General features: G+C 63.7%; 20 protein-coding genes. 12 read left to right on the top strand and 8 right to left on the bottom strand.

Features of this window, described 5'->3' with window-relative positions:
* Positions 1 to 522: 522 nt before the first annotated feature.
* Positions 523 to 1,755 carry a multidrug effflux MFS transporter gene (locus tag JQ558_RS21785; RefSeq protein ID WP_212295005.1) on the bottom strand — a complete coding sequence of 411 codons (1,233 nt, stop codon included), beginning with the start codon at positions 1,753 to 1,755 and terminating at the stop codon, positions 523 to 525.
* 245 nt (positions 1,756 to 2,000) lie between these two features.
* Complete coding sequence (locus JQ558_RS21790; protein WP_212215183.1) at positions 2,001 to 3,836, bottom strand: aminopeptidase P family protein; 1,836 nt, start codon at positions 3,834 to 3,836, stop codon at positions 2,001 to 2,003.
* Between the two features lie 182 nt (positions 3,837 to 4,018).
* Here JQ558_RS21790 and JQ558_RS21795 point away from each other — a divergent pair, with 182 nt between their 5' ends.
* The gene (locus JQ558_RS21795) at positions 4,019 to 4,204 is read left to right on the top strand and encodes a hypothetical protein (protein WP_212215184.1); all 186 of its coding nucleotides are present in this window, start codon (positions 4,019 to 4,021) and stop codon (positions 4,202 to 4,204) included.
* Positions 4,205 to 4,260: 56 nt separating this feature from the next.
* Here JQ558_RS21795 and JQ558_RS21800 read toward each other — a convergent pair whose 3' ends face one another.
* On the bottom strand, positions 4,261 to 5,151 hold the full coding sequence (locus tag JQ558_RS21800) for a 50S ribosomal protein L11 methyltransferase (protein WP_212215185.1): 891 nt from the start codon (positions 5,149 to 5,151) through the stop codon (positions 4,261 to 4,263).
* A gap of 453 nt (positions 5,152 to 5,604) precedes the next feature.
* Here JQ558_RS21800 and JQ558_RS21805 point away from each other — a divergent pair, with 453 nt between their 5' ends.
* Positions 5,605 to 5,769 (top strand): hypothetical protein, encoded by a 165-nt coding sequence (locus tag JQ558_RS21805; protein WP_212295007.1) that lies wholly within the window; start codon positions 5,605 to 5,607, stop codon positions 5,767 to 5,769.
* Between the two features lie 41 nt (positions 5,770 to 5,810).
* Here JQ558_RS21805 and JQ558_RS21810 read toward each other — a convergent pair whose 3' ends face one another.
* A complete protein-coding gene (locus tag JQ558_RS21810) occupies positions 5,811 to 7,412 on the bottom strand; it encodes an NAD(P)/FAD-dependent oxidoreductase (protein ID WP_212295008.1) in 1,602 nt (533 codons plus the stop codon).
* A gap of 174 nt (positions 7,413 to 7,586) precedes the next feature.
* On the opposite strand from JQ558_RS21810, the gene JQ558_RS21815 reads away from it, so the two are divergent.
* From JQ558_RS21815 to JQ558_RS21825, 3 genes are all read left to right on the top strand, one after another.
* Positions 7,587 to 9,872, top strand: coding sequence for a spermidine synthase (locus tag JQ558_RS21815; protein ID WP_212277072.1), 2,286 nt, complete (start codon positions 7,587 to 7,589; stop codon positions 9,870 to 9,872).
* A gap of 66 nt (positions 9,873 to 9,938) precedes the next feature.
* The gene (locus JQ558_RS21820; RefSeq protein ID WP_212295010.1) at positions 9,939 to 10,364 is read left to right on the top strand and encodes a YeeE/YedE family protein; all 426 of its coding nucleotides are present in this window, start codon (positions 9,939 to 9,941) and stop codon (positions 10,362 to 10,364) included.
* A gap of 3 nt (positions 10,365 to 10,367) precedes the next feature.
* Entirely contained in the window at positions 10,368 to 10,838 is a 471-nt protein-coding gene (locus JQ558_RS21825) for a DUF6691 family protein (RefSeq protein WP_212295012.1), read from the top strand.
* A 1-nt stretch (position 10,839) separates the two neighbouring features.
* Here the strand turns inward: JQ558_RS21825 and JQ558_RS21830 are convergent, their stop codons facing one another.
* The 4 genes from JQ558_RS21830 to JQ558_RS21845 form a co-directional block, all read right to left on the bottom strand.
* Entirely contained in the window at positions 10,840 to 11,646 is an 807-nt protein-coding gene (locus tag JQ558_RS21830) for a L,D-transpeptidase (RefSeq protein WP_212295014.1), read from the bottom strand.
* A 281-nt stretch (positions 11,647 to 11,927) separates the two neighbouring features.
* Entirely contained in the window at positions 11,928 to 12,689 is a 762-nt protein-coding gene (locus tag JQ558_RS21835; protein ID WP_192738047.1) for an ABC transporter permease, read from the bottom strand.
* Positions 12,686 to 13,609, bottom strand: a complete 924-nt coding sequence (locus JQ558_RS21840) for an ABC transporter ATP-binding protein (protein WP_212277085.1) — start codon at positions 13,607 to 13,609, stop codon at positions 12,686 to 12,688. Before JQ558_RS21840 ends, JQ558_RS21835 begins: the two co-directional genes overlap by 4 nt.
* Positions 13,610 to 13,760: 151 nt before the next feature.
* Entirely contained in the window at positions 13,761 to 14,387 is a 627-nt protein-coding gene (locus JQ558_RS21845; RefSeq protein WP_249142586.1) for an OmpA family protein, read from the bottom strand.
* A gap of 1,371 nt (positions 14,388 to 15,758) precedes the next feature.
* On the opposite strand from JQ558_RS21845, the gene JQ558_RS21850 reads away from it, so the two are divergent.
* The 7 genes from JQ558_RS21850 to JQ558_RS21880 all read left to right on the top strand — a co-directional run bounded on the left by JQ558_RS21850 (position 15,759) and on the right by JQ558_RS21880 (position 23,232).
* A complete protein-coding gene (locus JQ558_RS21850; RefSeq protein ID WP_192737218.1) occupies positions 15,759 to 16,568 on the top strand; it encodes an ABC transporter permease in 810 nt (269 codons plus the stop codon).
* Positions 16,569 to 16,632: 64 nt separating this feature from the next.
* The gene (locus JQ558_RS21855; protein WP_212210533.1) at positions 16,633 to 17,631 is read left to right on the top strand and encodes an ABC transporter substrate-binding protein; all 999 of its coding nucleotides are present in this window, start codon (positions 16,633 to 16,635) and stop codon (positions 17,629 to 17,631) included.
* A 121-nt stretch (positions 17,632 to 17,752) separates the two neighbouring features.
* Positions 17,753 to 18,601 carry an ABC transporter ATP-binding protein gene (locus JQ558_RS21860; RefSeq protein WP_212276436.1) on the top strand — a complete coding sequence of 283 codons (849 nt, stop codon included), beginning with the start codon at positions 17,753 to 17,755 and terminating at the stop codon, positions 18,599 to 18,601.
* Positions 18,602 to 18,613: 12 nt separating this feature from the next.
* Positions 18,614 to 20,017 carry a mandelate racemase/muconate lactonizing enzyme family protein gene (locus JQ558_RS21865; protein WP_212295015.1) on the top strand — a complete coding sequence of 468 codons (1,404 nt, stop codon included), beginning with the start codon at positions 18,614 to 18,616 and terminating at the stop codon, positions 20,015 to 20,017.
* Complete coding sequence (locus JQ558_RS21870; protein ID WP_212295017.1) at positions 20,014 to 21,165, top strand: Gfo/Idh/MocA family protein; 1,152 nt, start codon at positions 20,014 to 20,016, stop codon at positions 21,163 to 21,165. The genes JQ558_RS21865 and JQ558_RS21870 overlap by 4 nt, the downstream gene beginning before the upstream one ends.
* 10 nt (positions 21,166 to 21,175) lie before the next feature.
* Positions 21,176 to 22,369: a dihydrodipicolinate synthase family protein gene (locus JQ558_RS21875; RefSeq protein WP_212295019.1), complete on the top strand. Its 1,194-nt coding sequence runs from the start codon at positions 21,176 to 21,178 to the stop codon at positions 22,367 to 22,369.
* Positions 22,369 to 23,232, top strand: coding sequence for a sugar phosphate isomerase/epimerase (locus tag JQ558_RS21880; protein WP_212295021.1), 864 nt, complete (start codon positions 22,369 to 22,371; stop codon positions 23,230 to 23,232). The genes JQ558_RS21875 and JQ558_RS21880 overlap by 1 nt, the downstream gene beginning before the upstream one ends.
* The last annotated feature ends 7 nt before the right edge of the window (positions 23,233 to 23,239 follow it).

Below are 23,239 nucleotides of genomic sequence, written 5' to 3' on the forward strand. Positions count from 1 at the left end.
AAGCGTACGGCAAAACCGTGTGGTCCTGGCACCCGTTGCAGGCGTCAAGCTGTCGGAGAAGCGCAAGCGGGAACGGCAGCGACGGAGTCAACCAAGAACTCGTCTCCGGGGAGATCACGGCATAAGCCGTAAAGCCATTGCGCAGGGAAGGCCGGGTGTTCACCGCTGCCCTGTATGCTCGTGTGCACACTTTTCTGTGCTAACCGCACACGGGACCGCGGGTGCAGCGCGCACCCGGTCTTCCCTGCGCCCTCAGTTTTCGAGGGCGGGAAGTTTCTGGCAAAGCTCGGGCGCAATGCGTCGCGAGAATGCGAAGGTGTGTTTTCCAACCACAGCTGTCATCGCCCGGCTTGACCGGGCGACCCAGTATTCCAGAGACGTCAATGATTGAACCGATAGGCCGCGGCGTACTGGATCCCCGCCTGCGCAGGGATGACACGATCAATTGGAGCTACACCATCCGTGTCATTGCGAGGAGCTCCATGGATTGCTTCGCTTCGCTCGCAAATGACGCGGAGGCGCTTACGGCCCCTTCTTTCGCGGCACGATGAAGATCATCGTCGAGGCGCAGGCGAGCGAGATCGCGAAGATCGCGGCGGTGAGTGGCAGCGTCGTGGCGGAATGGCCGCCGAGATAGGCGCCGAATTGCGACACCAGCGAGCCGATCCCCATCTGCAAAAATCCCATCGCGCCGGATGCGGTGCCGGCGGCTTCGGGGCGGACGCTGAGCGCGCCGGCGGCCGAGTTCGACATCACGAAGGCGTTGGCGAACATCACGATCATCTGGGTGCCGAACAGGATGGAAGGCGCCTGGTTGGTTCCCGCAAGACTCCATACCAGATTGAGCAGGCTGCCGCCGAGCTGCAGCGCCAGCCCGAACCAGATCAGCTTCTCCAGCTGATAGCGCGGTGCAAAGCGCACGCAGAAGAGATTGCCGACCAGATAGGCGAAGCCGGTGGTCGCAAACCACGCGCCATATTCGGCGCTGGTGCGGCCCATTTGGGTGACCACGACATAGGGCCCGCCGCCGGCGAAGGCAAAAATGATCTGCGAAGCCAGCACCTGGCACAGCGCGTAACCGATGAATGCCCGCGACGTGATCAGGCCGCCGATGTCGCGGCGAAAGCTGCTGTCGGCGCCGCGCTCGCCGCGGGTTTCCGGCAGCATGAACGCGATGACCACCGTGATGGTCAGCGATGCTGCGGTAATCAGATAGAAGATCGCGCGCCAACCGAACGCGGTTTCCAGGAGGCCGCCGGTCAGGGGGCTCAGCATCTGCGCGATCATCATGACCGCAATGACGAGGCTGATCATGGAGCTGATGCGCTCGCGGCTGTAGAGATCGCGGATAATGGCGCGGCTGACCACCATGCCGGTGGCGCCGCCCAGCGCCTGCAAGAAACGTGCGGCGATCAGTTGCGGCAGGGTTTCGGCGAAGATACAGCCCACGCTCGCCGCGACCATCAGGGCGAGCCCGCACAGCAGCACCGGGCGGCGCCCGAAGCGGTCCGACAGCGGCCCCATGATGATCTGCGAGCAGGCGATGCCGACCATGAACAGCGACACCGTCATCTGCGCGATCGAAATATCGCGCCCGAACGTCGTCGCCAGCACGGGCAGTGCCGGCACCAGCAAGTACAGCGAGATCGGCGCGACGCCCATCATCGCGACGAGCATCAGCAGCATGATCTTCGACGTCGCGACGCCGCCGGTGTCGCCAGCAGCACCGGGCGGCTTGCCCATCACGCCATGCATTCAGATCCGATCCGTTGTGTGAATTGGACTGTAGCGGGATGGCTCCCGGCGAATACGGCCGTTTCGGCATGCGGCTATGCCGGGATCGGGAGGCCACTGCTGTCATCATCCGCCCGAGTGCGCAATTGCGCACGGGGAGCGGATGATCCAGTATTCCAGAGGCCGGAGTTATATGCGGATAAGCCGCGGCGTACTGGGTCCCCCGCTTTCGCGGAGGACGACAGCCTGGGATTGGGGCATCACGCCTACAAAGGCAGCAGCGCTGCCGTCGCGTCGTCCAGCCACAGCTTGGTCGCGTTATCATCGAGGTGCGGGCGCACCTCACGGTTGACGCGCTCGTGGTAGTCGTTCAGCCATTTCAGTTCGGTCGGGCTCAGCATGTGCACGTCGATCAGGCGGCGGTCGATCGGGGCCAGCGTCAGCGTCTCGAACGCGTTGATCGGCTTTTCGGCGCCGGCAACGTCGGTGCCGACGACCAGTTCGAGATTTTCGATCCGGATGCCGTAAGCGTCGGTCTTGTAGTAGCCGGGTTCGTTGGACAGGATCATGCCGCGCTTCAGCGGCGTGGTGCCAAGCTTGGAAATCCGCGCCGGGCCCTCATGCACCGACAGATAGCTGCCGACGCCGTGGCCGGTGCCGTGCTCGAAATCGAGGCCGGCCTGCCAGAGGTACTGCCGCGCGAAACTGTCGAGCTGGGCGCCGGTGGTGCCGTCGGGGAAGACCGCGCGCGCGATCGCGATGTGGCCGCGCAGCACGCGGGTGAAGCGGTCGCGCATTTCGTCCGTCGGCTCGCCGATCGCGATGGTGCGGGTGACGTCGGTGGTGCCGTCTTCATATTGCGCGCCGGAATCGATCAGCAAGAGATCGCCGGACGAAATCCGCCGGTTGCTCTTGCGGGTGACGCGGTAATGCACGATGGCGCCGTTCGGCCCGGTGCCGGCGATGGTCGGAAAGGAAACGTCCTTCAGGGCGCAGGTCTGGCGGCGGAAGGTCTCCAGCGCCTCGACGGTGTCGATCTCGGTCAGCGCGCCCGACGGCGCCTCACGGTCGATCCAGGCCAGAAACCGCGTCATCGCCACCGCGTCGCGCTGATGCGCGGTGCGGGTGCCTTCGATCTCGGTGATGTTCTTCACCGCCTTCAAGAGACTGACAGGATCGTTGCCGCGCACCGGCTTGCCGCCGGCGGCCGCGATCATGCGGCTCAACGCATCGGCGGCGGTGGCGTTGTCGAGGGCGACTGCAGCGCCCTTTTGCGCGAGTTCGGTCAGCATCGGCGTCAGCGCGTCGGGCTCCCGGACGTCGGCGGATTGTTCGAGATGGTCGCGCGTCAGGTTCGAGAGCTTGCGGTGGTCGATGAAGATGGAGGGACGGCCGTCCTTCGGCACCAGCGCGTAGGACAACGGCAGCGGCGTGTGCGAGACGTCGGCGCCGCGGATGTTGAAGGTCCAGGCCACCGCGTGCGAATCCGACAGCACCAGCGCATCGACGCCGAGTTTTGCGATCTCCAGCCGGATGCGCTTGAGCTTCTCGGCTTCGATCTCGCCGGAAAATTGCGCGCCGTGAATCGTGACCCGGCCGAGCGGCGGGGCGGGGCGTTCGGTCCACACCGCGTGGAGCGGGTTGTTGTCCACCGCCACCAGCTCCGCGCCGGCCTTGGCGCAGGCCGCCGCCAGCCGCTCGGCTGCCGCCGACGTGTGCAGCCAGGGGTCAAAACCGAGGCGGTCGCCGGCGGCAAGATGCCTGGCCAGCCAGTGCTCCGGCGGCGGATCGGCCAAGGGCTCGATATGCCAGGCCTTGCGGTCGACCTGCTTGGCGGCCTGCAGCGTGTAGCGGCCATCGACGAAAACAGCGGCTTCCCTGGTCAGGACGGCGGCCATGCCGGCCGACCCGGTGAAGCCGGTGAGCCAGGCCAGCCGCTCTTCCGACGGCGGCACATATTCATTTTGCTGCTGATCGGCGCGGGGAATCACGAATCCCGTCAGCTTGCGCCGCGCCAGTTCCTCGCGGAAGGCGGCCAGCCGTGCCGTCAGGGCTATGCCGCTTTCGGGCTCTTCGAATGTCTGGAAATGGGCTTCGAACATCGCCGGGTTACTCAGGGGTTGGGTGCAGGTCCGCACAACATAGCCATAATTTGGCATAATCTGTGCTTCAATATCCATGTCCGCGTTAGATCGGACGGAACGGTTTGCCGGGCAAGCCGTTCACGTGAGGCTACCAGGGGAAAATCCAGGAGTGTTTCATCTCAACGAAGAGGGGATACACGATGCCTGCTTTTATGTTTGAGAAGATCTCGCCGCCCGTCCGCCGCGGCCCGGCCCCTCCGGTCGCCAACAAGAAGCAACGCGGCGTCATCGTCCAGATGCTGGACCGGTTCGCCCTGGCGCGCGTCAAACGTGAGAAGCAGGAAGAAGAAAAGGGCGTCATCGCCCGCCACAAGCCGTCTGAATAGAGCGTTTTCGAGCGAAGTGGATACCGGTTCGCGTGAAATCAAAACTAAATGAGCTGCTAGCCCGCGTTGCGCAGCAGCAGGCTGCTCCAGCCTTCGATGCGCAGATGACGCACGGGCACCAGGCCGCGCGCACGATAGGCCGCGATCACCGAAGCCGCCTGGGGCGTCAGCAGTCCCGACAGGATCACCAGCGCCGACGGTGCCAGATGCCGTGCCATCGGCGTTGCCAATTGCCGCAACGGGTTGGCGAGGATATTCGCCAGCACCAGATCGAACGGGCCGGCCTGTGCGAATTGCGGCGCCGAGAAGCCGGTGGCAGGGATCGCCTGCACCAGATGCCCGGACACGTTGAGCCGGGCGTTCTCCTGCGCAACCCGCACCGAGAGCGGGTCGATGTCGCTGGCCAGCACGTTCTCCTGCAGCGCCCTGGCCGCCGCGATCGCCAGCACGCCGGTGCCGGTGCCGAGGTCGAGCACGCGCCGCGGCCGGTACGCCTTGAGGACATGATCGAGCAGCAGCAGGCAGCCCCGCGTGGTGCCGTGGTGGCCGGTGCCGAACGCCAGCGCCGCCTCGATCTCGATGCCGATCTTGTTGGACGGCACCCGCGCGCGGTCGTGGTGGCCGTGCACGACGAAACGCCCGGCCGGGACCGGAACGAGGTCCTCGAGCGTGGCCTTGACCCAGTCCTTGGCCTCGACCGTGTCGAAAACGATGGTTTTCGCGGCTGCCTCGCCGGCCGCGTTGGTCACGAGCTGGCGCACCAGCGTCTGATCCGGCGCGACGGCAAAATGCACGGTCACATCCCAGCGGCCGCCCGGACCCTCAAACGCGGCGATGGCGGCCTGCCCCTCAAAAAAGATTTCGGTAAGTATATCGACGACCAGCTTGGCGGCGGTCTCAGTGCCGACCGCGAAAGCCGCACGGGAGGTAGCAGGGGTGGAGGTCATTGGGGAACCACGAGAAAACAGCGGAAAGCTCAAACTTGAGGAAGTTTCAGTTCGTAAGGTCGGGAGAATCTGCCACCGGCAGCGGCCGGCGGAGCTCGGTTCCATAGCCGCTCTGAAGTACCCCAATCATGGCTGATCTAGCCAGCCCCATTTCCAGCAGTTTATCGACCCTTGACGCAACGCCTTTCCACGACGTCATGCACCGGAACATACAGGAGCCTTCCACAGGCCAGCACTGCCGGTTTGAACCGCCAATGCACCGGTTTCTCCACCGGTGGTCCTACGGTTTTCCACACCTTGTCCACGGCGAAACGATCGCAATTTTCAAGGCCTGTTAGCCAATTCACCGCCGATTCACAGCGTTTGCTGATCGGCGCCGATGCGGGAACCGGGCGTTAAACCGGCGCATGCCAGGATCGGTGCCGTTAATAAATATAACAAGGGGGAATTGAAATGACCAAGATTACGGCAGTTATTGCAATCATGTGTGCGTTGTGCGCTTTCGTCAGCTATCCGTCGGCTGAGGAGCGCCATCAGTCCGCAGTGGAGACGATCTCGCCGCTGGCGATGATGCAGATCGCGCGGGTGCTTCCGACCGAAGCCTACGACGCCATCTAACCATTGAGCAGGGCGCGGCACCGGCAGCGGTGTTGCGCCCCTCACCCAAACAGCGCGCGGTGATCGCCCAGGATCACCTTGGCGGCGTTGTGGCCGGGGGCGCCGGTGACGCCGCCGCCGGGATGGGCGCCCGAGCCGCAATGGTAGAGGCCCTTCAGCGGCCCGCGGTAATCGGCATGGCCCAGCATCGGCCGCGCCGAGAACAACTGGTTCAGCGTCAGCGCGCCGTGAAAGATGTCGCCGCCGAGCAGACCGAACTGGCGCTCCAGATCGAGCGGCGACAGCACCTGTCGGCCGACGACGCTTGCCGCGAAGCCCGGCGCATATTTGTCCACCGTCGCGATCATCAGGTCGGCCACTTCCTCAGCGTGGTCATCCCACGATTTTCCGTCCGGCAATTGCGGCGCGACGTGCTGGCAGAACAGGCTCGCGACATGCTGGCCGGGCGGGCAGAGCGAATCATCGAGCGTCGAGGGGATCAGCAGCTCAACCACCGGCTCGCGGCTCCAGCCGCGCTCGCGGGCGTCGTGCCAGGCGCGATCCATGTAATCGAGACTGGGGGCGAGGATGATCCCGGCCGTGAGATGATCGCCTTCGCCCGGCAGCGCCGTGAACGAGGGCAGGGCGCTCAGCGCCACATTCATCCGGAAGGTGCCGGAACCGTTGCGCCAGTGGGTGATGCGATCGAGGAATTCCGGCGCCAGCGCTTCTCGTGGCACGAGGCGCGTGTAGAGCAGTTTCGGATTGACGCCGGAGACGACGTATTTCGCGCGCACGGTCTCGCCATTGTCGAGGACGACACCAACCGCGCGGCCGCCTTCGACGATCACTTCGCGCACGCCGGCATCGAGTTCGATGTCGGCGCCATGGCCGCGCGCCGCGCGCGCCATCGCCTGCGTGATCGCGCCCATGCCGCCGATGGCGTGGCCCCACACGCCCTTCTTGCCGTTCACCTCGCCGAACGCATGGTGCAGCATCACATAGGCGGAGCCTGCCGCATACGGGCTGGCGTAGTTGCCGACGATGGCGTCGAAGCCGAACAGCGCTTTCACCAGGTCGCTCTCGAATCGCTCGTCCAGCATCTCGCCGGCCGAGCGCGTGAACAGATCGAGCAGGCTGCGCTGCTGTTCGAGCGACAGCTTTTTCAGGATGCTTGCGGTGCCGAGCGCGTTGAAAGTCTCGCGGATCACGCCGAGGCTGAAGCCTTCGACGATGTTCGGCGGGGCGCGCAGCACCAGTTGCCGCAGTACATCCGCAATGCCTTCCAGCTCGCGGCCGAACGCGTCGATGCGATCGGCGTCGCGCGGGCTCAATCTGGTGACTGAATCCCGGGTGCGGCCTTCGCCGGTGAGGAGATAGCTGCCATCCGGCGCGGGCAGGAAATTCTGCGCGCGGCGTTCGACGATGCGCAGGCCGTGCTCGGCCAGCTTCAAATCGGTGATGATCTGCGGGTTGAGCAGGCTGACGGTATAGGCTGCCACCGAATTGCGGAATCCCGGGTGGAATTCCTCGGTCACGGCGGCGCCGCCGACCACTTTGCGGCGCTCGACCAGCTTCACGCGCAGGCCGGCCATCGCGAGATAGGCCGCGCAGGTGAGGCCGTTATGCCCCGCACCGATGATGACGACGTCCGTTTCGTTCATGTGCGCTTCAAGAAAGTTTGATTAAGCCGGGCCGTTGCGCCGCCCATGTCCCCTCAATCCACCATTTTGCGGTTCCTTGCTAGCCTTGTTGCCATATGCTCCATTAAACGTCTCTGGCGCTTCCATGCCGGAATTCCGCCCTCCGGCGCCCGCCGGGCCCATGCCGGAGCTCTCATGAGCCTTTCTGAACCGTCCGCCGCCACGGACCTGTCGTCCGATTCCCGGAACCGGATGGTTCTGGTTGTCTACACCGCGGCGATCTTCGTCAGCGCGCTGCTGCTGTTCTCGGTGCAGCCGCTGTTTACCAAGATGGTGCTGCCGCGGCTCGGCGGCTCGCCGGCGGTGTGGTCGGTGGCGATGGTGTTCTTTCAGTCGCTGCTGCTCGGCGGCTATGCCTATGCGCATTTCCTGATGCAGCTCCGCAACCGCGCCGTCCCTGTGGCCGTGCATCTGGTGCTGCTGGTCGTTGCCATGCTGACGCTGCCGCTCTCGATCTCGAGCGGCTGGGGCGAGCCGCCGAGTTCGGGCTATGCGGTCTGGCTACTGGGTCTGTTTGCGGTGTCGATCGGGCTGCCGTTCTTTGCTCTCGCCGCCAACAACCCGCTGCTGCAGGCCTGGTTCGTCCGCACCGGCCATCCCAGCGGGCCGGATCCTTACTTTCTTTATGCGTCCTCGAACATCGGCAGTTTCCTGGCGCTGTTGTCCTATCCGGTGCTGCTGGAGCCGATGTTCACGCTGCGCACGCAAAACCTGATCTGGACCGGCGGGTATGGCCTGCTGATCGTGCTGATCGCAAGCTGCGGCATCATGCTGCTGCGCTCGCCGGCGAAAGCGGCCGAACTCAACATGCCCGCCGACGACATTAATGTGCCGGCGCCGTCGTGGATCCTGCGGGCCCGCTGGATATTCCTCGCTGCCGTACCCTCCGGCCTGCTGATCGCGGTGACCGCGCATATTTCGACCGACGTCGCCGCCGCGCCCCTGCTATGGGTGCTGCCGTTGTCGCTGTATCTGCTGACCTGGGTGCTGGTGTTTCAGTCGCGGCCGCTGCTGCCGCACAAATGGATGTTGCTGGCGCAGCCCTTGGCGATCGCCGGCGTCGTCGTGCTGCTCGCCTTTGGCGGTGAGCAGAATTTGCTGCTGACGCTCGGCGGGCACCAATTGTGTTTCTTCGTCATCGCGATGGCCTGCCATGGTGAACTGGCGCGGACGCGCCCGGCCGCCAAATATCTCACCGGCTTTTATGTCGCGCTGTCGTTCGGCGGCATGGTCGGCGGTCTCTTCGCAGGCCTGATCGCGCCCTTCACCTTTTCCTGGATCGCCGAATACCCGATCCTGCTGGCGCTGGCGGCATTGTGCCGGCCGACGGGCAACGAACGGTTGCCGCGCTGGAGCAATTGGTACTGGCCGCTCCTTGCGGCGCTGGCGGTAGCGCTGATCGCGCCGACCTGGTCGCCTGGCACGGTCATGCACTGGCTCGACGAGCGCCGGGTCTGGATGATCGGCGCGGTCGGAGTCCTTTCCGCCCTGCTGGCACTTGGCCTCAACGCCAGCCGCTGGAAGATCTTTGCCACCGTGGTGGTGGCGCTGGTGCTGCTGCGCGCTTACCCATCCGACGACGGCCGGGTGGAAACCGTGCGCAGCTTCTTCGGCGTCCACAAGATCGTGGTGACGTCGAACGGCCAGTATCATGTGCTGATGCACGGCACCACGATCCATGGCGCCGAAAAATTCAAGAACGATGATGGCACGCCGGTAACCGGCCGGCCCGAGCCGATCACCTATTACCACAAGGATGGCGGCATCGGGCAGGCGATCACGGCGGTGCGCGAGCGGAAAGGAGCGGCGCTGCGGGTTGCGGTGATCGGGCTTGGCTCCGGCACGCTGACCTGCGCCTCGTTGCCAGGCGAGGACTGGAAGTTCTTCGAGATCGACCAGACGATGGTCGATACCGCACGCGATCCGAAATATTTCACCTATATCAGCAAGTGCGAGCCGGACCTGAAGCCGGTGATCGGCGATGCGCGGCTGACCTTCGCGCGCGAGCCGAACGGTGTCTACGACCTGATCATCGTCGATGCCTATTCGTCGGATGCGATCCCGATTCATCTGGCGACCGAAGAGGCGATGGAGATCTACAAGGAAAAGCTCGCGCCGCAGGGTGTGGTCGCGATGCACGTCTCCAACCGGCATCTCGAGCTGTCCAGTGTCGTCGTCGGCATTGCGGATGCCAACGACCTGAAGAGCTGGGTCTACAGCGAGGATTCCGGCCGCGACGCTGAATACATCTTCTCGACCTCGGTGGTGGTGTCGGCGCGGCACGAGGCGGATGTTGGCGCGCTCGCCTCGTCGGACAAGTGGGCCGAGACCGAAGCCGAAGACCATCAGCGGGTCTGGACCGACGATTACTCCAACGTGCTGGGGGCCGTTTGGCGCCGGATGCGCGACGGCGACCAATAGGCCCATTGCGATAATTCGTTGCGGGTCTATGGTTTGGCACGTCCGCAACAGCAACGGAATTTCGCGATGGCCAATTTCACTCCGGTGTCGGCTGCGATCGGCGGGGCCCTGATCGGCTTTTCCGCCGTGCTGATGATGCTGCTGACCGGGCGGATCGCGGGCGTCAGCGGCATCTTCGCAGGGCTCCTGAATTTTCGCAGCGAGGACAAGGCCTGGCGCATCGCCTTCATCGCGGGGCTGATGCTGATTCCCGTCATTGCCGGATGGATCGGCTACGGCATGGCGCCGCCCAAGCTGCCGGCCAACTGGGCCGTCATCGTGGTGGCGGGATTATTGGTCGGCTTCGGCGCGCGGCTCGGCGGCGGCTGCACTTCCGGACACGGCATTTGCGGCATCGGACGGCTGTCGCCGCGCTCGATCGCGGCGACCATCGTCTTCATGGCGACCGCGGTGATCACCGTCGCCGTCACCCGCCACGTGCTGGGAGGCTGAGCGATGGACCTCATATCGCGGATCATCGCGCCATTGTTGTGTGGCCTGATCTTCGGAGCCGGCTTGCTCGTCTCGGGAATGGTGCAGCCGACCAAAGTGCTCGCCTTCCTCGATATCTTTGGCGCGTGGGATCCAAGCCTGGCCGTGGTGATGGCGGCGGCATTGGCTGTCGCCACTCCCGGCTTCATGCTGACAAGGCAGCGCGCGCGGCCGGTGCTGGCCGGGCAGTATTTCCTGCCGGGCAAATCGGAGATCGATGCGCCGCTGGTGCTGGGAGCAGGACTGTTCGGCGTAGGGTGGGGTCTCGTCGGATTGTGCCCAGGGCCGGCGCTGGAGAGCCTGGCGACGCTGTCGCCGGGCGTGGTTGTGTTCGTCGTGGCTATGGCCGGCGGGATGATTCTGCACGACAAATGGCAGGCGTCGCGGCCAATCGTTCCCCGCGACGCACCCGTTGTCCGTGCCGCGGACGGCTAAATCAATCCTGGTAGGTGAACAGCCCGCGCCGCTGGTAATAGGGTTGCGGCTGCTGCTGGTAGTAATAGCCCTGCGGCGCCGGCGCGTAGCCGCGGTTGTCATAATATTGCTGCTGCGGCTGCGGATAGGCCTGGGCGCCGTAGAGGCGGCGGTCGCGCGGCGCCGGATAACGCGCCTCGCTGGAACTGCCATCGGCCGGATAGATATAGCCGTCGTCCGCGCGACCCTGCGGCGCCATTCCAGCCTGCGGCGCCATGCCGGGCTGCGGCGTGATCACGATGGGATCACCGGCGGCGTTGCTTTGCTGCTCATATTGCTGCGCCGGAGCACGGCGTGCGACGGCGTTGGTGCGCGGCCGCGGATTGCGCGCCAATGCCACCTGGGATGAGCCGGTCAGCGTCACCGTGGTGTTGAGCACGCCTTGCTCCTGCACCAGCGCATAGAGCTTCGCGGCGTTGTCGCGCGACAGCCGCACGCAGCCGTGCGACGCCGGGGAGCCGAGCCGGTTGACGGAATCGGTGCCGTGAATGGCGTGGCCGACCTTCGTGAAGAAGATCGAATGCGGCATCGGCGCCTCGTCGAATTCCTTGGAATAATGATCCGCTTCCATGCGGAAGGCGCGGAAGCTGCCGTTCGGCGTCTCATACGATGGAAGACCGCTCGACACCGGCCAGCGATAGCGCTCGACGCCGTCGACGGCGACGGTCATCTGCTGGCTATCCTTGTCGACGGTGATGGCGACTTTGGCCTGCGCGGTGCTGGCCATGAACAGCACCAGGCAGGTAGCGGCAACGAGGAAGGAACGCATTTTACCTTTGGCCTCCAGGCCGTTTCACCAAAGCGCCATGAATGCAGGCGCCGCAGCTCTCCGTCCCCCGGCATCCAATATGCCCGGAATCCGGTCGCCGTTCCAGCGGCCTGCGGACCCATCGTTAATGCGCCCCACGGCGCAAACAAGGCGGAGAGGGGGCTGAATCCGGCTGATAGGGTTGACTTTTTCGCGAGCAGGCGGGCTCGAAGAGGCGAGCCCAGGATCTCGAGATCCCCGGTTCGCGCTAAGCGCGCCCGGGGATGACCCGCTTTCGCGGGTCAATTCTTCAACCGGTACCCCGTCCTGAAGATCCACCACACCATCACCATGCACACCGCGAGGAAGCCGAGCGTCATGCCGAGGCTCAGGGCGACGCTGACGTCGGCGATTTCGTAAAAGCTCCAGCGGAAGCCCGAGATCAGATAGACCACCGGATTGAGCAGCGTGATGGTGCGCCAGCCCGATGGCAGCATGCTCACCGAATAGAAGCTGCCGCCGAGGAAGGTCAGCGGCGTCACCACCAGCATCGGGATCATCTGCAGTTTTTCGAAACCGTCGGCCCAGATGCCGATGATGAAGCCGAACAGGCTGAAGGTCACCGCCGTCAGCACCAGGAAGGTCAGCATCCACCACGGATGCATGATGTGCAGCGGCACGAACAGCGCGGCGGTGGCGAGGATGATCAGCCCGAGGATGATCGATTTGGTAGCGGCGGCGCCGACATAACCCAGCACGATCTCGAAATACGACACCGGCGCCGACAGCAATTCATAGATCGTGCCGACGAATTTCGGAAAGTAGATGCCGAACGAGGCGTTGGCGATGCTCTGCGTAAGGACCGACAGCATCACCAGCCCCGGCACGATGAAGGTGCCGTAGCTGACGCCGTCGACCTCGGTGATGCGCGAGCCGATCGCGGCGCCGAACACCACGAAATACAGCGAGGTGGAAACGACCGGCGAGACGATGCTCTGCAGCAGCGTGCGCCAGGTGCGCGCCATTTCGAACAGGTAGATGGCTTGAACGGCGCGCCAGTTCATGGTGCCCTCACCAGGCTGACGAAGATGTCTTCGAGCGACGATTGCGTGGTGTCGAGGTCGGAGATGCGGATGCCGGCGTTGCGGAGGTCGCTCAAGAGACTGGTGATGCCGGTGCGGTCGCCCTTGGTGTCGTAATCATAGGTGATCTCGCGGCCGTCCTCGGACAGTTCGAGATTGTAGGCGGCCAGCGCTGGCGGGATCGCATCGACCTTGCTCTGCAGATACAGCTTGAGATGCTTCTTGCCGAGTTTTTGCATCAGCCCGGCCTTGTCCTCGACCAGGATGATCTCGCCCTTGTTGATGACGCCGATGCGGTCGGCCATCTCCTCAGCCTCTTCGATGTAATGCGTGGTCAGGATGATGGTGACGCCGGAGGCCTGCAGGGTGCGCACCACTTCCCACATGCCCTTGCGCAGTTCGACGTCGACACCCGCGGTCGGCTCGTCCAGGAACAGGATCTGCGGCTCGTGCGACAGCGCCTTCGCAATCATCACGCGGCGCTTCATGCCGCCGGAAAGCGTGATGATCTTTGCGTCCTTCTTGTCCCACAGCGACAGGTCCTTGAGCACCTTTTCGATATGGGCCGGATTCTTCGGCTTGCCGAACAGGCCGCGGCTGAAACTCACGGTTGCCCACACCGTTTCAAAGGAGTCGGTGTGCAGTTCCTGCGGCACCAGCCCGATCAGCGAGCGGGCGGCGCGGTAATCCTTGTTGATGTCGTGGCCGTCGACAGTGACGCGGCCTTCGCTCAAATTCGCGATGCCGCAGATGATTGATATCAGCGTGGTCTTGCCGGCGCCGTTCGGTCCCAGCAGCGCAAAAATCTCGCCGCGGCGGATATCCAGATTGATGCCGTTCAGCGCCTTGAAGCCCGAACCATAGGTCTTGGACAGGTTGGCGACGGAAATGATCGGGGACATGGAGAGCATGGTCGCAGTCTGATCTGAAATTGTGGCACGGCGCTGCGGCCGCGTTAGTGCGGGCGGGGGCAGCGGGAACTTTCAGATAGGAATGCGCTGTTCGTTTCGCAATCGGCGAATAGAATTATTATCTCTTGCTGGTGCTTTTTCTCTATTGCTTTTTCTTGGCCGGCTTTTTCGCAGCCGCGCCTTTTGCCGCCGCCGGCTCGGCCTGCTCGGGCACTTTCGCCAGCGTCATGATCTGCGTCTGCGCATTGACGGGTCCGTTGGGACGGGCGGGATCGAGCAGCTGTTCCTCACCCAGTCCGACCGACTGCAGCCGCTTCGCCGAGATCTTGAAGGTGTTGACCAGGATATCGCGGACCGCGTCGGCGCGGCGCTGGCTGAGGAAGACGTTGTGGTCGCGCCGGCCGGTCGATTCGACATGGCCGACGATCAGGAACGTGTAGTTCAGCAGTGCGGAATTGACCAGCGTATCGGCCAGCCGCCCGATGGTCTGATAGGATTCCGGCCGCACGATCGGGGTGTCGGTGTCGAACTGGATGTCGACATTGAAGCTCGGCAGCTTGTTCAGTTCGGGCGCGATCGGCGGCCTTTTGTTCGGCGGCGGCTCGTTCTTGCCCCTTAGTTTCGAGCGCTCGAGGACCTGCTGGCGCAGCGCGGGGATATCCAGCTCCAGCGGTGTTTCCAGCCCGCTGAGCCTGGTCGCGACGTCGTCCTGCGCCCGGTATCCGACATCGGCGATGGACTTGGTGCATCGCGCGCTCACGGTCGGCAACGCCAGCAGGCAATCCAGGGACTTGAAGACCTCGCGTCCCTTGCCGCCGCACTTCTTGACGACTTCGAACTCGCATTCCCGCCCGACGGTGGCGCGCGCCGCAATGCGTTTCTGGATCGCATCGAACGCCCGGGGATAATCGGTCTTGCACGCCGCCGACATCACGTCCTGGTTGCGGTAGAGGCACTCCTTCAGGCGGGTGGAGTCGATATTGACGCCGCGGCAATTGGCGGTGATGTCGGGGGCGCAGCTCTTGCCGAGGATGGCGGCCCCTTCGCCAAAGCTGATGGTCTGCGCCGACGCCAGCGACGGCGCCGTGAGCGCAAGGATCAGCAGGATGGATTTGCCCCGGAACATGGCTGCATCTCAACCGATGAATCCGCCGCTGGTCAAGGGCTTGGGCGAACGGAATGCCGTTCTGTCATGTTGTCCTTTGACCATCGTCTCTTCCTTCGCTCGGCAATTCGGCCCGGCGTGGTCCCTGGGCTGGAATATGGGGCCGGGAGGTCGAGCCCGACCGGCCCGGGGTCTCTGTGTCTCTGTGATTCGGTCTCATATGTTGGACAGCGAGAGGATGTGAATCCGCATTCTCGCGGCGCGATACGCCCGAGGTTTGCGTCCGTTGGACCCTCCGAGCAATCAGAGGGCGCAGGGAATGCCGGGTGCGCGCTGCACCCGCGGTCTCGTGTGCGAATAGTGCAAAGAAAGCTGCACACGAGCATACAGGGCAGCGGAGGCACCCGACATTCCCCGCGCAATGGCTTTACGGCTTATGCCGTGCTCTCCCCGGAGACGAGTTCTTGGTTGACTCCGTCACTGCCGTTTCCGCTTGCGCTTCTCCGACAGCTTGACACCGGCAACGGGTGCCAGGACCACACGGTTTTGCCGTACGCCTCTGTCGCGTTACGTCTTCGCAACGTCAGCGTCCACCGCAACCCGCCCAACGTCCGTGACGACGGCCGACGCCCTCTGAGTGGGACGGGATGGCGAAAGATATGCACCTGATTTTCATTCTGGTAAACAGAAATATTTTTTACTTTGGGGCTTGACGCGGTTTCCGTAAATCGGAAGTGATTTGCCCGTCGGGTCAGAATGTCGCACTCAGCCGTCATTGCGAGCGGAGCGAAGCAATCCATTCCTCGGCTGGGCGCGCCATGGATTGCCTCGCTTCGCTCGCAATGACGAGGAGAGGGCAGCGTCAAATTTGGCTGTCATTCCGTGGCTCGCGCCAAGTGGCGCGCCCTCAGATGCGCAATTCCGCATCGGGGAATGACCGCGGGACGAGCCTCAAAATGTCACAGGGAAGCCACTGGACAGTATTTATCCAACGGGTTAATTTCTCTCCGACAAAACCTGATCAGGGAGCGAGACGTGGCCGAACCGAAGGGCCCCAGCGGCGTGACCAAAGCGCTTAACGCGGCGTGGGTGCGGCCGTTTTTGTTCCTGATTTTCATCGTCGTGATCTGGGACCTGACCATCCGCGTGTTCCGGATTCCCGCCTACCAGATCCCGGCGCCCGGCGATGTCGTCGCCGTGCTGTGGACCGACTGGCCGGAACTGCTGCGGCAGGCCTGGCCCACCACCTACGCCACCATTTGCGGGTTCCTGCTCTCGGCCGTGTTCGGCATTCCCGTCGCCATGCTGATCGCGGGATCGAAGACGGTGGAAAGCTACGTCTATCCGCTGCTGGTGTTCTCCCAGTCCGTGCCGAAGATCGCGATCGCGCCGCTGTTCGTGGTCTGGTTCGGGTTCGGCATCATCCCGAAAGTGATCTCGGCGTTTCTGTTGGGATTCTTTCCGGTGGTGGTGTCGGCGGTGCAGGGCTTCAAATCGGTCGACCCTGATATGGTCGATCTGGCGCGCGCGATGCAGGGCAGCCGCTTCAGGGTATTCTGCGCCGTTAACCTGCCGCATGCGATGCCGGCGATTTTCTCCGGCCTGAAAGTGTCGATTACGCTGGCCGTGGTCGGCGCCGTGGTCGGTGAGTTCGTCGGCTCCAATTCCGGGATCGGCTATGTGCTGCAGCGCTCGATCGGCACCTTCGATCTGCCGACGATGTTCGCTGCGCTGGTGATTCTCGCGCTGATGGGCGTGATCCTGTTCTGGATCGTCGACCGGATCGAAAGCCTCGTCATTCCCTGGCATGTCAGCCAGCGCGAGGACATCATCTTTGCTTCGTAAACTGTAACCCAAAAAGAAGCGACCCATCCAAGGGCCGCAAGCCAACACCAACGGGAGGACGACAATGATACGAGCTATGACTGCGGTTTCGGCCGCGTTGATCTGGACCGCGCTTTCAGTGCTTCCCGCATCCGCCGCCGACAAGGTGGTGCTGATGCTGAACTGGTACGTCTATGGCGAGCACGCGCCGTTCTATTACGGCAAGGCCAAGGGCATCTATGCCGCCGAGGGCATCGATCTCGAAATCCAGGAAGGCCGCGGTTCGGCGGCGACCACGCAGGCCGTTGCGGCCAAGACCGCCAATTTCGGCTATGTCGACGTGCCGACCATGATGCGCGCGGCGGTCAAGGGTGCGCCGATCGTCGCTACCGGCGTGCTGCTGCAGACCAGCCCGATGTCGGCGATGGGTTTTGTCGAGAAGAACATCAAGAAGCCCGAGGACATCAAGGGCAAGACGGTGGCGATCACGCCCGCCGATTCCATGACCCAGATCTGGCCGCTGTTCCTGAAGAAGACCGGCCTGAAGGAAAGCGATTTCCAGACGGTCGCCGGCGACGGCCAGACCAAGCTCAACGCCGTCATCAACGGCCAGGCTGATTTGCTGCTCGGCTACGTCATGGACCAGTCGATGAAGATCAAGGACGCCACCGGCAAGGACGTCAACGCGATCAAGTTCGCCGACTACGGCATCAACATGGTCTGCTCGGGCGTCGTCGCCAACACCGAGTTCGTCAAGTCCAATCCCGACCTCGTCAAGCGTTTCATGTCGGCGACCACCAAGGCCGTCGAAGCCGCCGAGAAGGATGCCAAGGGTGCAGCACAATCGATCCTCGACGCCAACCCCAAGGGCGGCAAGATCGAAACGCTGACGCAGGGCTTTGAACTGACGATCCCGCTCTATCGCACGGCGGAAACCAAGGGCAAGCGGCCGTTCGAGGTGACCGACCAGAACATGACCGACACGGTCAATCTGATGGTCGAGTATGGCGGCCTCGAAGCCAAGGCCAAGGACAATCCGAAGGCGTTTTATACCAATGATTATCTGCCGAAGGGTGGGTCCTGATCTCGTCATTGCGAGCGAAGCGAAGCAATCCATGGTGCCGCAAAGCAAGTATGGATTGCTTCGTCGCTTTGCTCCTCGCAATGACGAACGGCTCCCACTGCATTCGAACGGAATTAACTGAATGAGCGCAGCCACCAAAGCAACCAACGCCGATCAGCCCGCCGCGCATCTGCGGCTGGTGTCCGATCGGGCGGGCGCGGGCACGCCGGGGATCACGCTATCGGGCGTGTCGAAGACCTACCGCTCGCGCGACGGCGATGTGCCGTCGCTGAAGCCGCTGGATTTTCATATCAACGAGGGTGAGTTCTTTGTCGTGGTCGGTCCGTCCGGCTGCGGCAAGTCCACGCTGCTGAAGATGATCTCGGGCCTGCTGGCGCCGTCGACCGGGGAAATCCTGGTCGAAGGCGAACAGGTGACAAAACCGCACGGCAATGTCGGCATCGTGTTCCAGAACGCGCTGCTGCTGCCGTGGCGCAATATCCTCGGCAACGTGATGCTGCCGATCGACATGAAGCAGCTGCCGCGCGAGGAATATCTCGTGCGCGCCAAGGCGCTGCTCAAGATGGTCGGGCTCGAAGGTTTTGAGAAGAAGCTGCCCTGGCAGCTTTCGGGTGGCATGCAGCAGCGCGCCTCGATCTGCCGGGCGCTGGTGCACGACCCAAAAATCATGCTGATGGACGAGCCGTTCGGCGCGCTCGATGCCATGACGCGCGAGAAGATGAATGTCGAACTGATGCGGATCCAGCGCGAGACCGGCAAGACCGTGCTGCTGATCACGCATTCGATACCGGAAGCGGTGTTCCTGGCCGACCGCGTGCTGGTCATGACCGAACGCCCCGGCGCGATCGCGGCGATCTACGACGTGCCGCTGCCGCGCCCGCGTTCCCTGGATTCGATGGCCGATCCCGCTTTCACCGAACTTGTGCAGCGAATCCGCAAGCACTTCTTCACCCAAAGCGCGCTGGACTAAGGGGGTACCGCCATGCCTCCTCGCATCGCCGTGCGGGATATTTCGTTCTTCGAGCGGCCGATCCCGTTCGCGAAGCCGTTCCGGTTCGGCAGCGTGGTGATCACGTCGTCGGTGCAGGTTTTCGTACGCGCCGAAATCGAGATCGAAGGCAAGGGCGCTTCGATCGGCGCCGGCGCCGAAATGATGGCCTCGAAATGGTTCGACAAGCGCGCGCATCTTTCGCCGCAACAAACCATCGACGGATTGCGCCGCGCGCTTGCGATCGCACGCGAGCTTTATCTGGCGCGATCCGGCCTTGACACCGCGTTCGGACACCACGCCGCCATCATCGCCGCGCAGGTCGAAGCCTGTGCGAATGAGGATATCCCGCCGCTCGCTGCCGGCTTTGGGCCGGCCGAGATCGACAAGGCGATCCTGGATGCGCTGCTGCGCGGGCTGGGCGCCAATTTCTTTGACGGCATGGCCGCAAATGTGGCCGGGATCGATGCGCGGCTGGCGCCCGATCTGGGGGATGACGCCATCGCGCAATTCCTGGCAGGACGCCGGCGGCTGGAGCGCGTCGCGATCCGGCACACGGTCGGCATGGACGACACGGTCGAAGGCGAGGGCGGCGTCGCCGACGCACACGAAAACGCCGGCGCGCGTTATTTCAAGCTCAAGCTGAACGGCGATCCCGCGGCGGATGCGGCCCGCTTGATCCGGATCGGCAATGAACTTGCGAAGCTGCCGTATGCGTACAAGGTGACGCTGGACGCCAACGAGCAATATGCCGATCTCGACGCGCTGGGCGCGCTGGTCGAGCGCCTCGACCGTGACAGCGCGTTGAAGCCGATCGCGGAAAAACTTCTGTATATCGAGCAGCCGATGCCGCGCGACATCACGCGGCAGTCGCCGCTCGGTGCGCTCACCGGCCGCGATTTCATCATCGACGAAGCCGACGATTCCTACGACGCCTTCCCGGCCGCCCGCGCGCTGGGCTATCGCGGTATCTCCTCGAAGTCCTGCAAGGGCATCTACAAGTCGGTCATCAACGCCGCTCGCGCGGCCAAATGGAGCGCCGACGGCGGACGGTATTTCATCTCGGGCGAGGACCTGACCTGTCAGGCCGGGCTCGGTGTCCAGCAGGATCTGGCGCTGGGAGCGCTGATCGGCGTCACCCATGCCGAGCGCAACGGCCACCATTATGTCGATGGATTTGCCGAGACGCCCGCTGCCGAGGCCGACGCGTTTCTTGTCGCGCATCCCGATCTCTACATCCGCGACGGCAATATCATCCGCCTGTCGATCCACGACGGCGACCTGTTGACGGGATCGCTGGCGGCGCCGGGCTTCGCGACATCAGTACATCCGGAGTGGTCGGAGTTGCCGCCGCTCCATCAACCAAAAGCAAGAACCTTGCAGGAGCAAGCGATATGACGACCAAACGCCTCGGCCTGATCATGAACGGTGTGACCGGCCGCATGGGGCTCAACCAGCATCTGATCCGCTCGATCGTCGCGATCCGTGACCAGGGCGGCGTGGTGCTTGGCAATGGCGACCGCATGATGCCAGACCCGATCCTGATCGGCCGTGATGCAGATAAAGTGGAACGTCTCGCCAGGCGCTTCAACGTCGAGCGCTGGTCGACCGACCTCGACAAGGCGCTGGCCGACAAGAACGACACCATCTTCTTCGACGCCGCGACCACGCAGGCGCGGCCCACGCTGCTGACCAAGGCGATCAATGCCGGCAAGCACGTCTATTGCGAAAAGCCGATCGCGACCAATCTCGATGAGGCCGTTGCGGTGCTGCGCCTCGCTGCTGCAAAAGGCGTCAAGCACGGCACGGTGCAGGACAAGCTGTTCCTGCCGGGCCTCAAGAAGCTCGCCTTCCTGCGCGACTCCGGCTTCTTCGGCCGGATGCTCTCGGTGCGCGGCGAGTTCGGCTATTGGGTGTTCGAAGGCGGCTGGCAGGAGGCGCAGCGGCCGTCCTGGAATTACCGCAGCGAGGATGGCGGCGGCATCATCCTCGACATGGTCTGCCACTGGCGTTACGTGCTCGACAATCTCTTCGGCGAGGTCGAGAGCGTGAGCTGCACCGGCACCACTGATATCCCCGAACGTTTCGACGAGAAGGGCAAGCAGTACAAGGCGACCGCCGACGATTCCGCCTACGCCACCTTCCGCCTCAAGGGCGGGGTGATTGCGCATATCAATATGTCCTGGGTGACGCGGGTCTATCGCGACGACCTCGTCACCTTCCAGGTCGACGGCACCCATGGCTCGGCGGTGGCGGGGCTGACCGATTGCGTCATCCAGGCGCGGCAGGCGACGCCGCGGCCGGTGTGGAATCCGGACGAGAAGCGCACGCATGATTTCTACGCCGACTGGCAGACGCTCCCCGAGAACGTCGTCTACGACAACGGCTTCAAGGAGCAGTGGGAAATGTTCATTCGCCACGTTTGCGAGGACGCGCCCTACAAGTATACGCTGCTGGAAGGCGCCAAGGGCGTGCAGCTTGCCGAATGCGCACTTCAGAGCTGGCGCGAACGGCGCTGGATCGACGTCGCTCCGATCAAGGTGTGAGGTTAAGGCCATGAACAAGCCGGTAATGCCTGTCTCGTCGCTGTCGCTGAAACTGCCGACCCCGAACGGCAACATCGAAAGCTATCGCCTGGCGGCGTCGCGGGTATTTCCCGCAAAACTCGAAGGCACGCTGAATCGCGTCGCGTTCTCGGCGGCGCATGTGGTGGCCGATCCCTTTGCCGACAATGATCCGTGGCTGACGGCGGCGATCGACTGGGACAAGACCATCGCGTTCCGCGAACATATCTGGGACCTCGGTCTCGGCGTTGCCGAGTCGATGGACACCGCGCAGCGTGGCATGGGACTGGACTGGCCGACCTCGCTGGAATTGATCCAGCGCTCGGTGAAGGCTGCCAGGGCGAGGGGCAATGCGCTGGTGTTTTCCGGCGCCGGCACCGACCACCTCGCGGTCGAGGATGCCAAGAGCATCGACGACGTGATCCGCGCTTACGAAGAGCAGATCGCCGCTGTTGAAAAGGCCGGCGGGCGCATCATCCTGATGGCCTCGCGCGCACTCGCAAAGATCGGCCGCAATGCCGACGATTACGGCAGGGTTTACAACCGCGTGCTGTCGCAGGTCCGCGAGCCCGTGATCATCCACTGGCTCGGTGACATGTTCGATCCGGCGCTGGCGAATTACTGGGGCACATCGAGCCTCGATGAAGCCATGGACATTGCGGTCGGCATCATCAATGCCAACGCCGCCAAGGTTGACGGCGTCAAGGTCTCGCTGCTCGACAAGCAGCGCGAGATCGACATGCGCCGCCGGCTCGACAAGAATGTGAAGATGTATACCGGCGACGACTTCAACTATGCCGAACTGATCGCCGGCGACGACAAGGGGTTTTCGCACGCGCTGCTCGGCATCTTCGATGCGATTGCGCCGGCGGCGTCCTACGCATTGTCGCGGCTGGCGGCCGGCGACGAAGCCGGCTTCCACGACGTGCTGGGGCCGACGGTGCCGTTGTCCCGGCACATCTTCAAAGCGCCGACGCGGTTCTACAAGACGGGAATCGTGTTCATGGCCTATCTCAACGGCCACCAGGATCACTTCGCCATGGTGGGCGGGCAGGAGAGCACGCGCTCGACGCTGCACCTGGCTGAATTGTTCCGGCTGGCCGACCAGGCGGGGCTGCTGGCCAATCCGGAACTGGCGACACGGCGGATGAAGACGGTGCTGGCGACACGGGGTGTCGAGCCCTGATGCGGGATTTTTCGAAGGATCACCGCTGGCTGTCGCTGAACACCGCAACGGTCCGCAAGCAGGGCGATCTCGTTGCGATCATCGAGGCCTGCGCGCGGCATGGCATCCGCGCCATCGACCCGTGGCGCGATCAGGTCGCCGCCGTCGGCCTCGAGCGTGCCGCGCGTGCGGTGCGCGACGCCGGGCTGGAACTGACAGGCTATTGCCGCGGCGGCATGTTCACATCGGATGCCGCGCATCGCATCGAGGCGCGCGACGATAACCGCCGCGCCGTCGATGAAGCCAAGGCGCTGGGCGCGCCCTGCATCGTGCTGGTCGTCGGCGGACTGCCGCAATATTCGCGGCCGGGCAGCGCGGTCTCAAAGGACATTTTGGCGGCCCGCAGCCAGGTCCACGACGGCATCGCCGAGATGATGGAATATGCTGATAGCGCCAACATGCCGCTGGCGATCGAACCGCTGCATCCCGCCTATGCCGGCGACCGCGCCTGCGTCAACACCACCAAACAGGCGCTCGATATCTGCGACGCGCTCGATCCGAAGCGATCAGGCGCGCTCGGCGTCGCGCTCGACGTCTATCACATCTGGTGGGATCCGGAATTGCTGCCACAGATCGCGCGCGCCGGCAAAGATCGGCTATTGGCGTTCCACGTCTGCGACTGGCTGGTGCCGACCAAAGACATCCTCAACGACCGCGGCATGATGGGTGACGGTGTGATCGACATCAAGTCGGTGCGATCAGCCGTCGAGGCGCAGGGCTTTGCGGGCTATTCCGAGATCGAGATTTTTTCGGAGGAGTGGTGGAGCAAGCCGATGGATGAGGTGCTGCAGACCTGCATCGAGCGGCACCGGTCGGTGGTTTAGGTTTATG

Origin of the sequence: Bradyrhizobium sp. AUGA SZCCT0160 (assembly GCF_018130105.1) — a bacterium.
GTDB lineage: Bacteria > Pseudomonadota > Alphaproteobacteria > Rhizobiales > Xanthobacteraceae > Bradyrhizobium.

Coding starts and splice junctions, on each gene's coding strand:
- JQ558_RS21785 (WP_212295005.1), bottom strand. CDS start 1,755: ATGCATGGCGTGATGGGCAAGCCGCCCGGTGCTGCTGGCGACACCGGC.
- JQ558_RS21790 (WP_212215183.1), bottom strand. CDS start 3,836: ATGTTCGAAGCCCATTTCCAGACATTCGAAGAGCCCGAAAGCGGCATA.
- JQ558_RS21795 (WP_212215184.1), top strand. CDS start 4,019: ATGCCTGCTTTTATGTTTGAGAAGATCTCGCCGCCCGTCCGCCGCGGC.
- JQ558_RS21800 (WP_212215185.1), bottom strand. CDS start 5,151: ATGACCTCCACCCCTGCTACCTCCCGTGCGGCTTTCGCGGTCGGCACT.
- JQ558_RS21805 (WP_212295007.1), top strand. CDS start 5,605: ATGACCAAGATTACGGCAGTTATTGCAATCATGTGTGCGTTGTGCGCT.
- JQ558_RS21810 (WP_212295008.1), bottom strand. CDS start 7,412: ATGAACGAAACGGACGTCGTCATCATCGGTGCGGGGCATAACGGCCTC.
- JQ558_RS21815 (WP_212277072.1), top strand. CDS start 7,587: ATGAGCCTTTCTGAACCGTCCGCCGCCACGGACCTGTCGTCCGATTCC.
- JQ558_RS21820 (WP_212295010.1), top strand. CDS start 9,939: ATGGCCAATTTCACTCCGGTGTCGGCTGCGATCGGCGGGGCCCTGATC.
- JQ558_RS21825 (WP_212295012.1), top strand. CDS start 10,368: ATGGACCTCATATCGCGGATCATCGCGCCATTGTTGTGTGGCCTGATC.
- JQ558_RS21830 (WP_212295014.1), bottom strand. CDS start 11,646: ATGCGTTCCTTCCTCGTTGCCGCTACCTGCCTGGTGCTGTTCATGGCC.
- JQ558_RS21835 (WP_192738047.1), bottom strand. CDS start 12,689: ATGAACTGGCGCGCCGTTCAAGCCATCTACCTGTTCGAAATGGCGCGC.
- JQ558_RS21840 (WP_212277085.1), bottom strand. CDS start 13,609: ATGTCCCCGATCATTTCCGTCGCCAACCTGTCCAAGACCTATGGTTCG.
- JQ558_RS21855 (WP_212210533.1), top strand. CDS start 16,633: ATGATACGAGCTATGACTGCGGTTTCGGCCGCGTTGATCTGGACCGCG.
- JQ558_RS21860 (WP_212276436.1), top strand. CDS start 17,753: ATGAGCGCAGCCACCAAAGCAACCAACGCCGATCAGCCCGCCGCGCAT.
- JQ558_RS21865 (WP_212295015.1), top strand. CDS start 18,614: ATGCCTCCTCGCATCGCCGTGCGGGATATTTCGTTCTTCGAGCGGCCG.
- JQ558_RS21870 (WP_212295017.1), top strand. CDS start 20,014: ATGACGACCAAACGCCTCGGCCTGATCATGAACGGTGTGACCGGCCGC.
- JQ558_RS21875 (WP_212295019.1), top strand. CDS start 21,176: ATGAACAAGCCGGTAATGCCTGTCTCGTCGCTGTCGCTGAAACTGCCG.
- JQ558_RS21880 (WP_212295021.1), top strand. CDS start 22,369: ATGCGGGATTTTTCGAAGGATCACCGCTGGCTGTCGCTGAACACCGCA.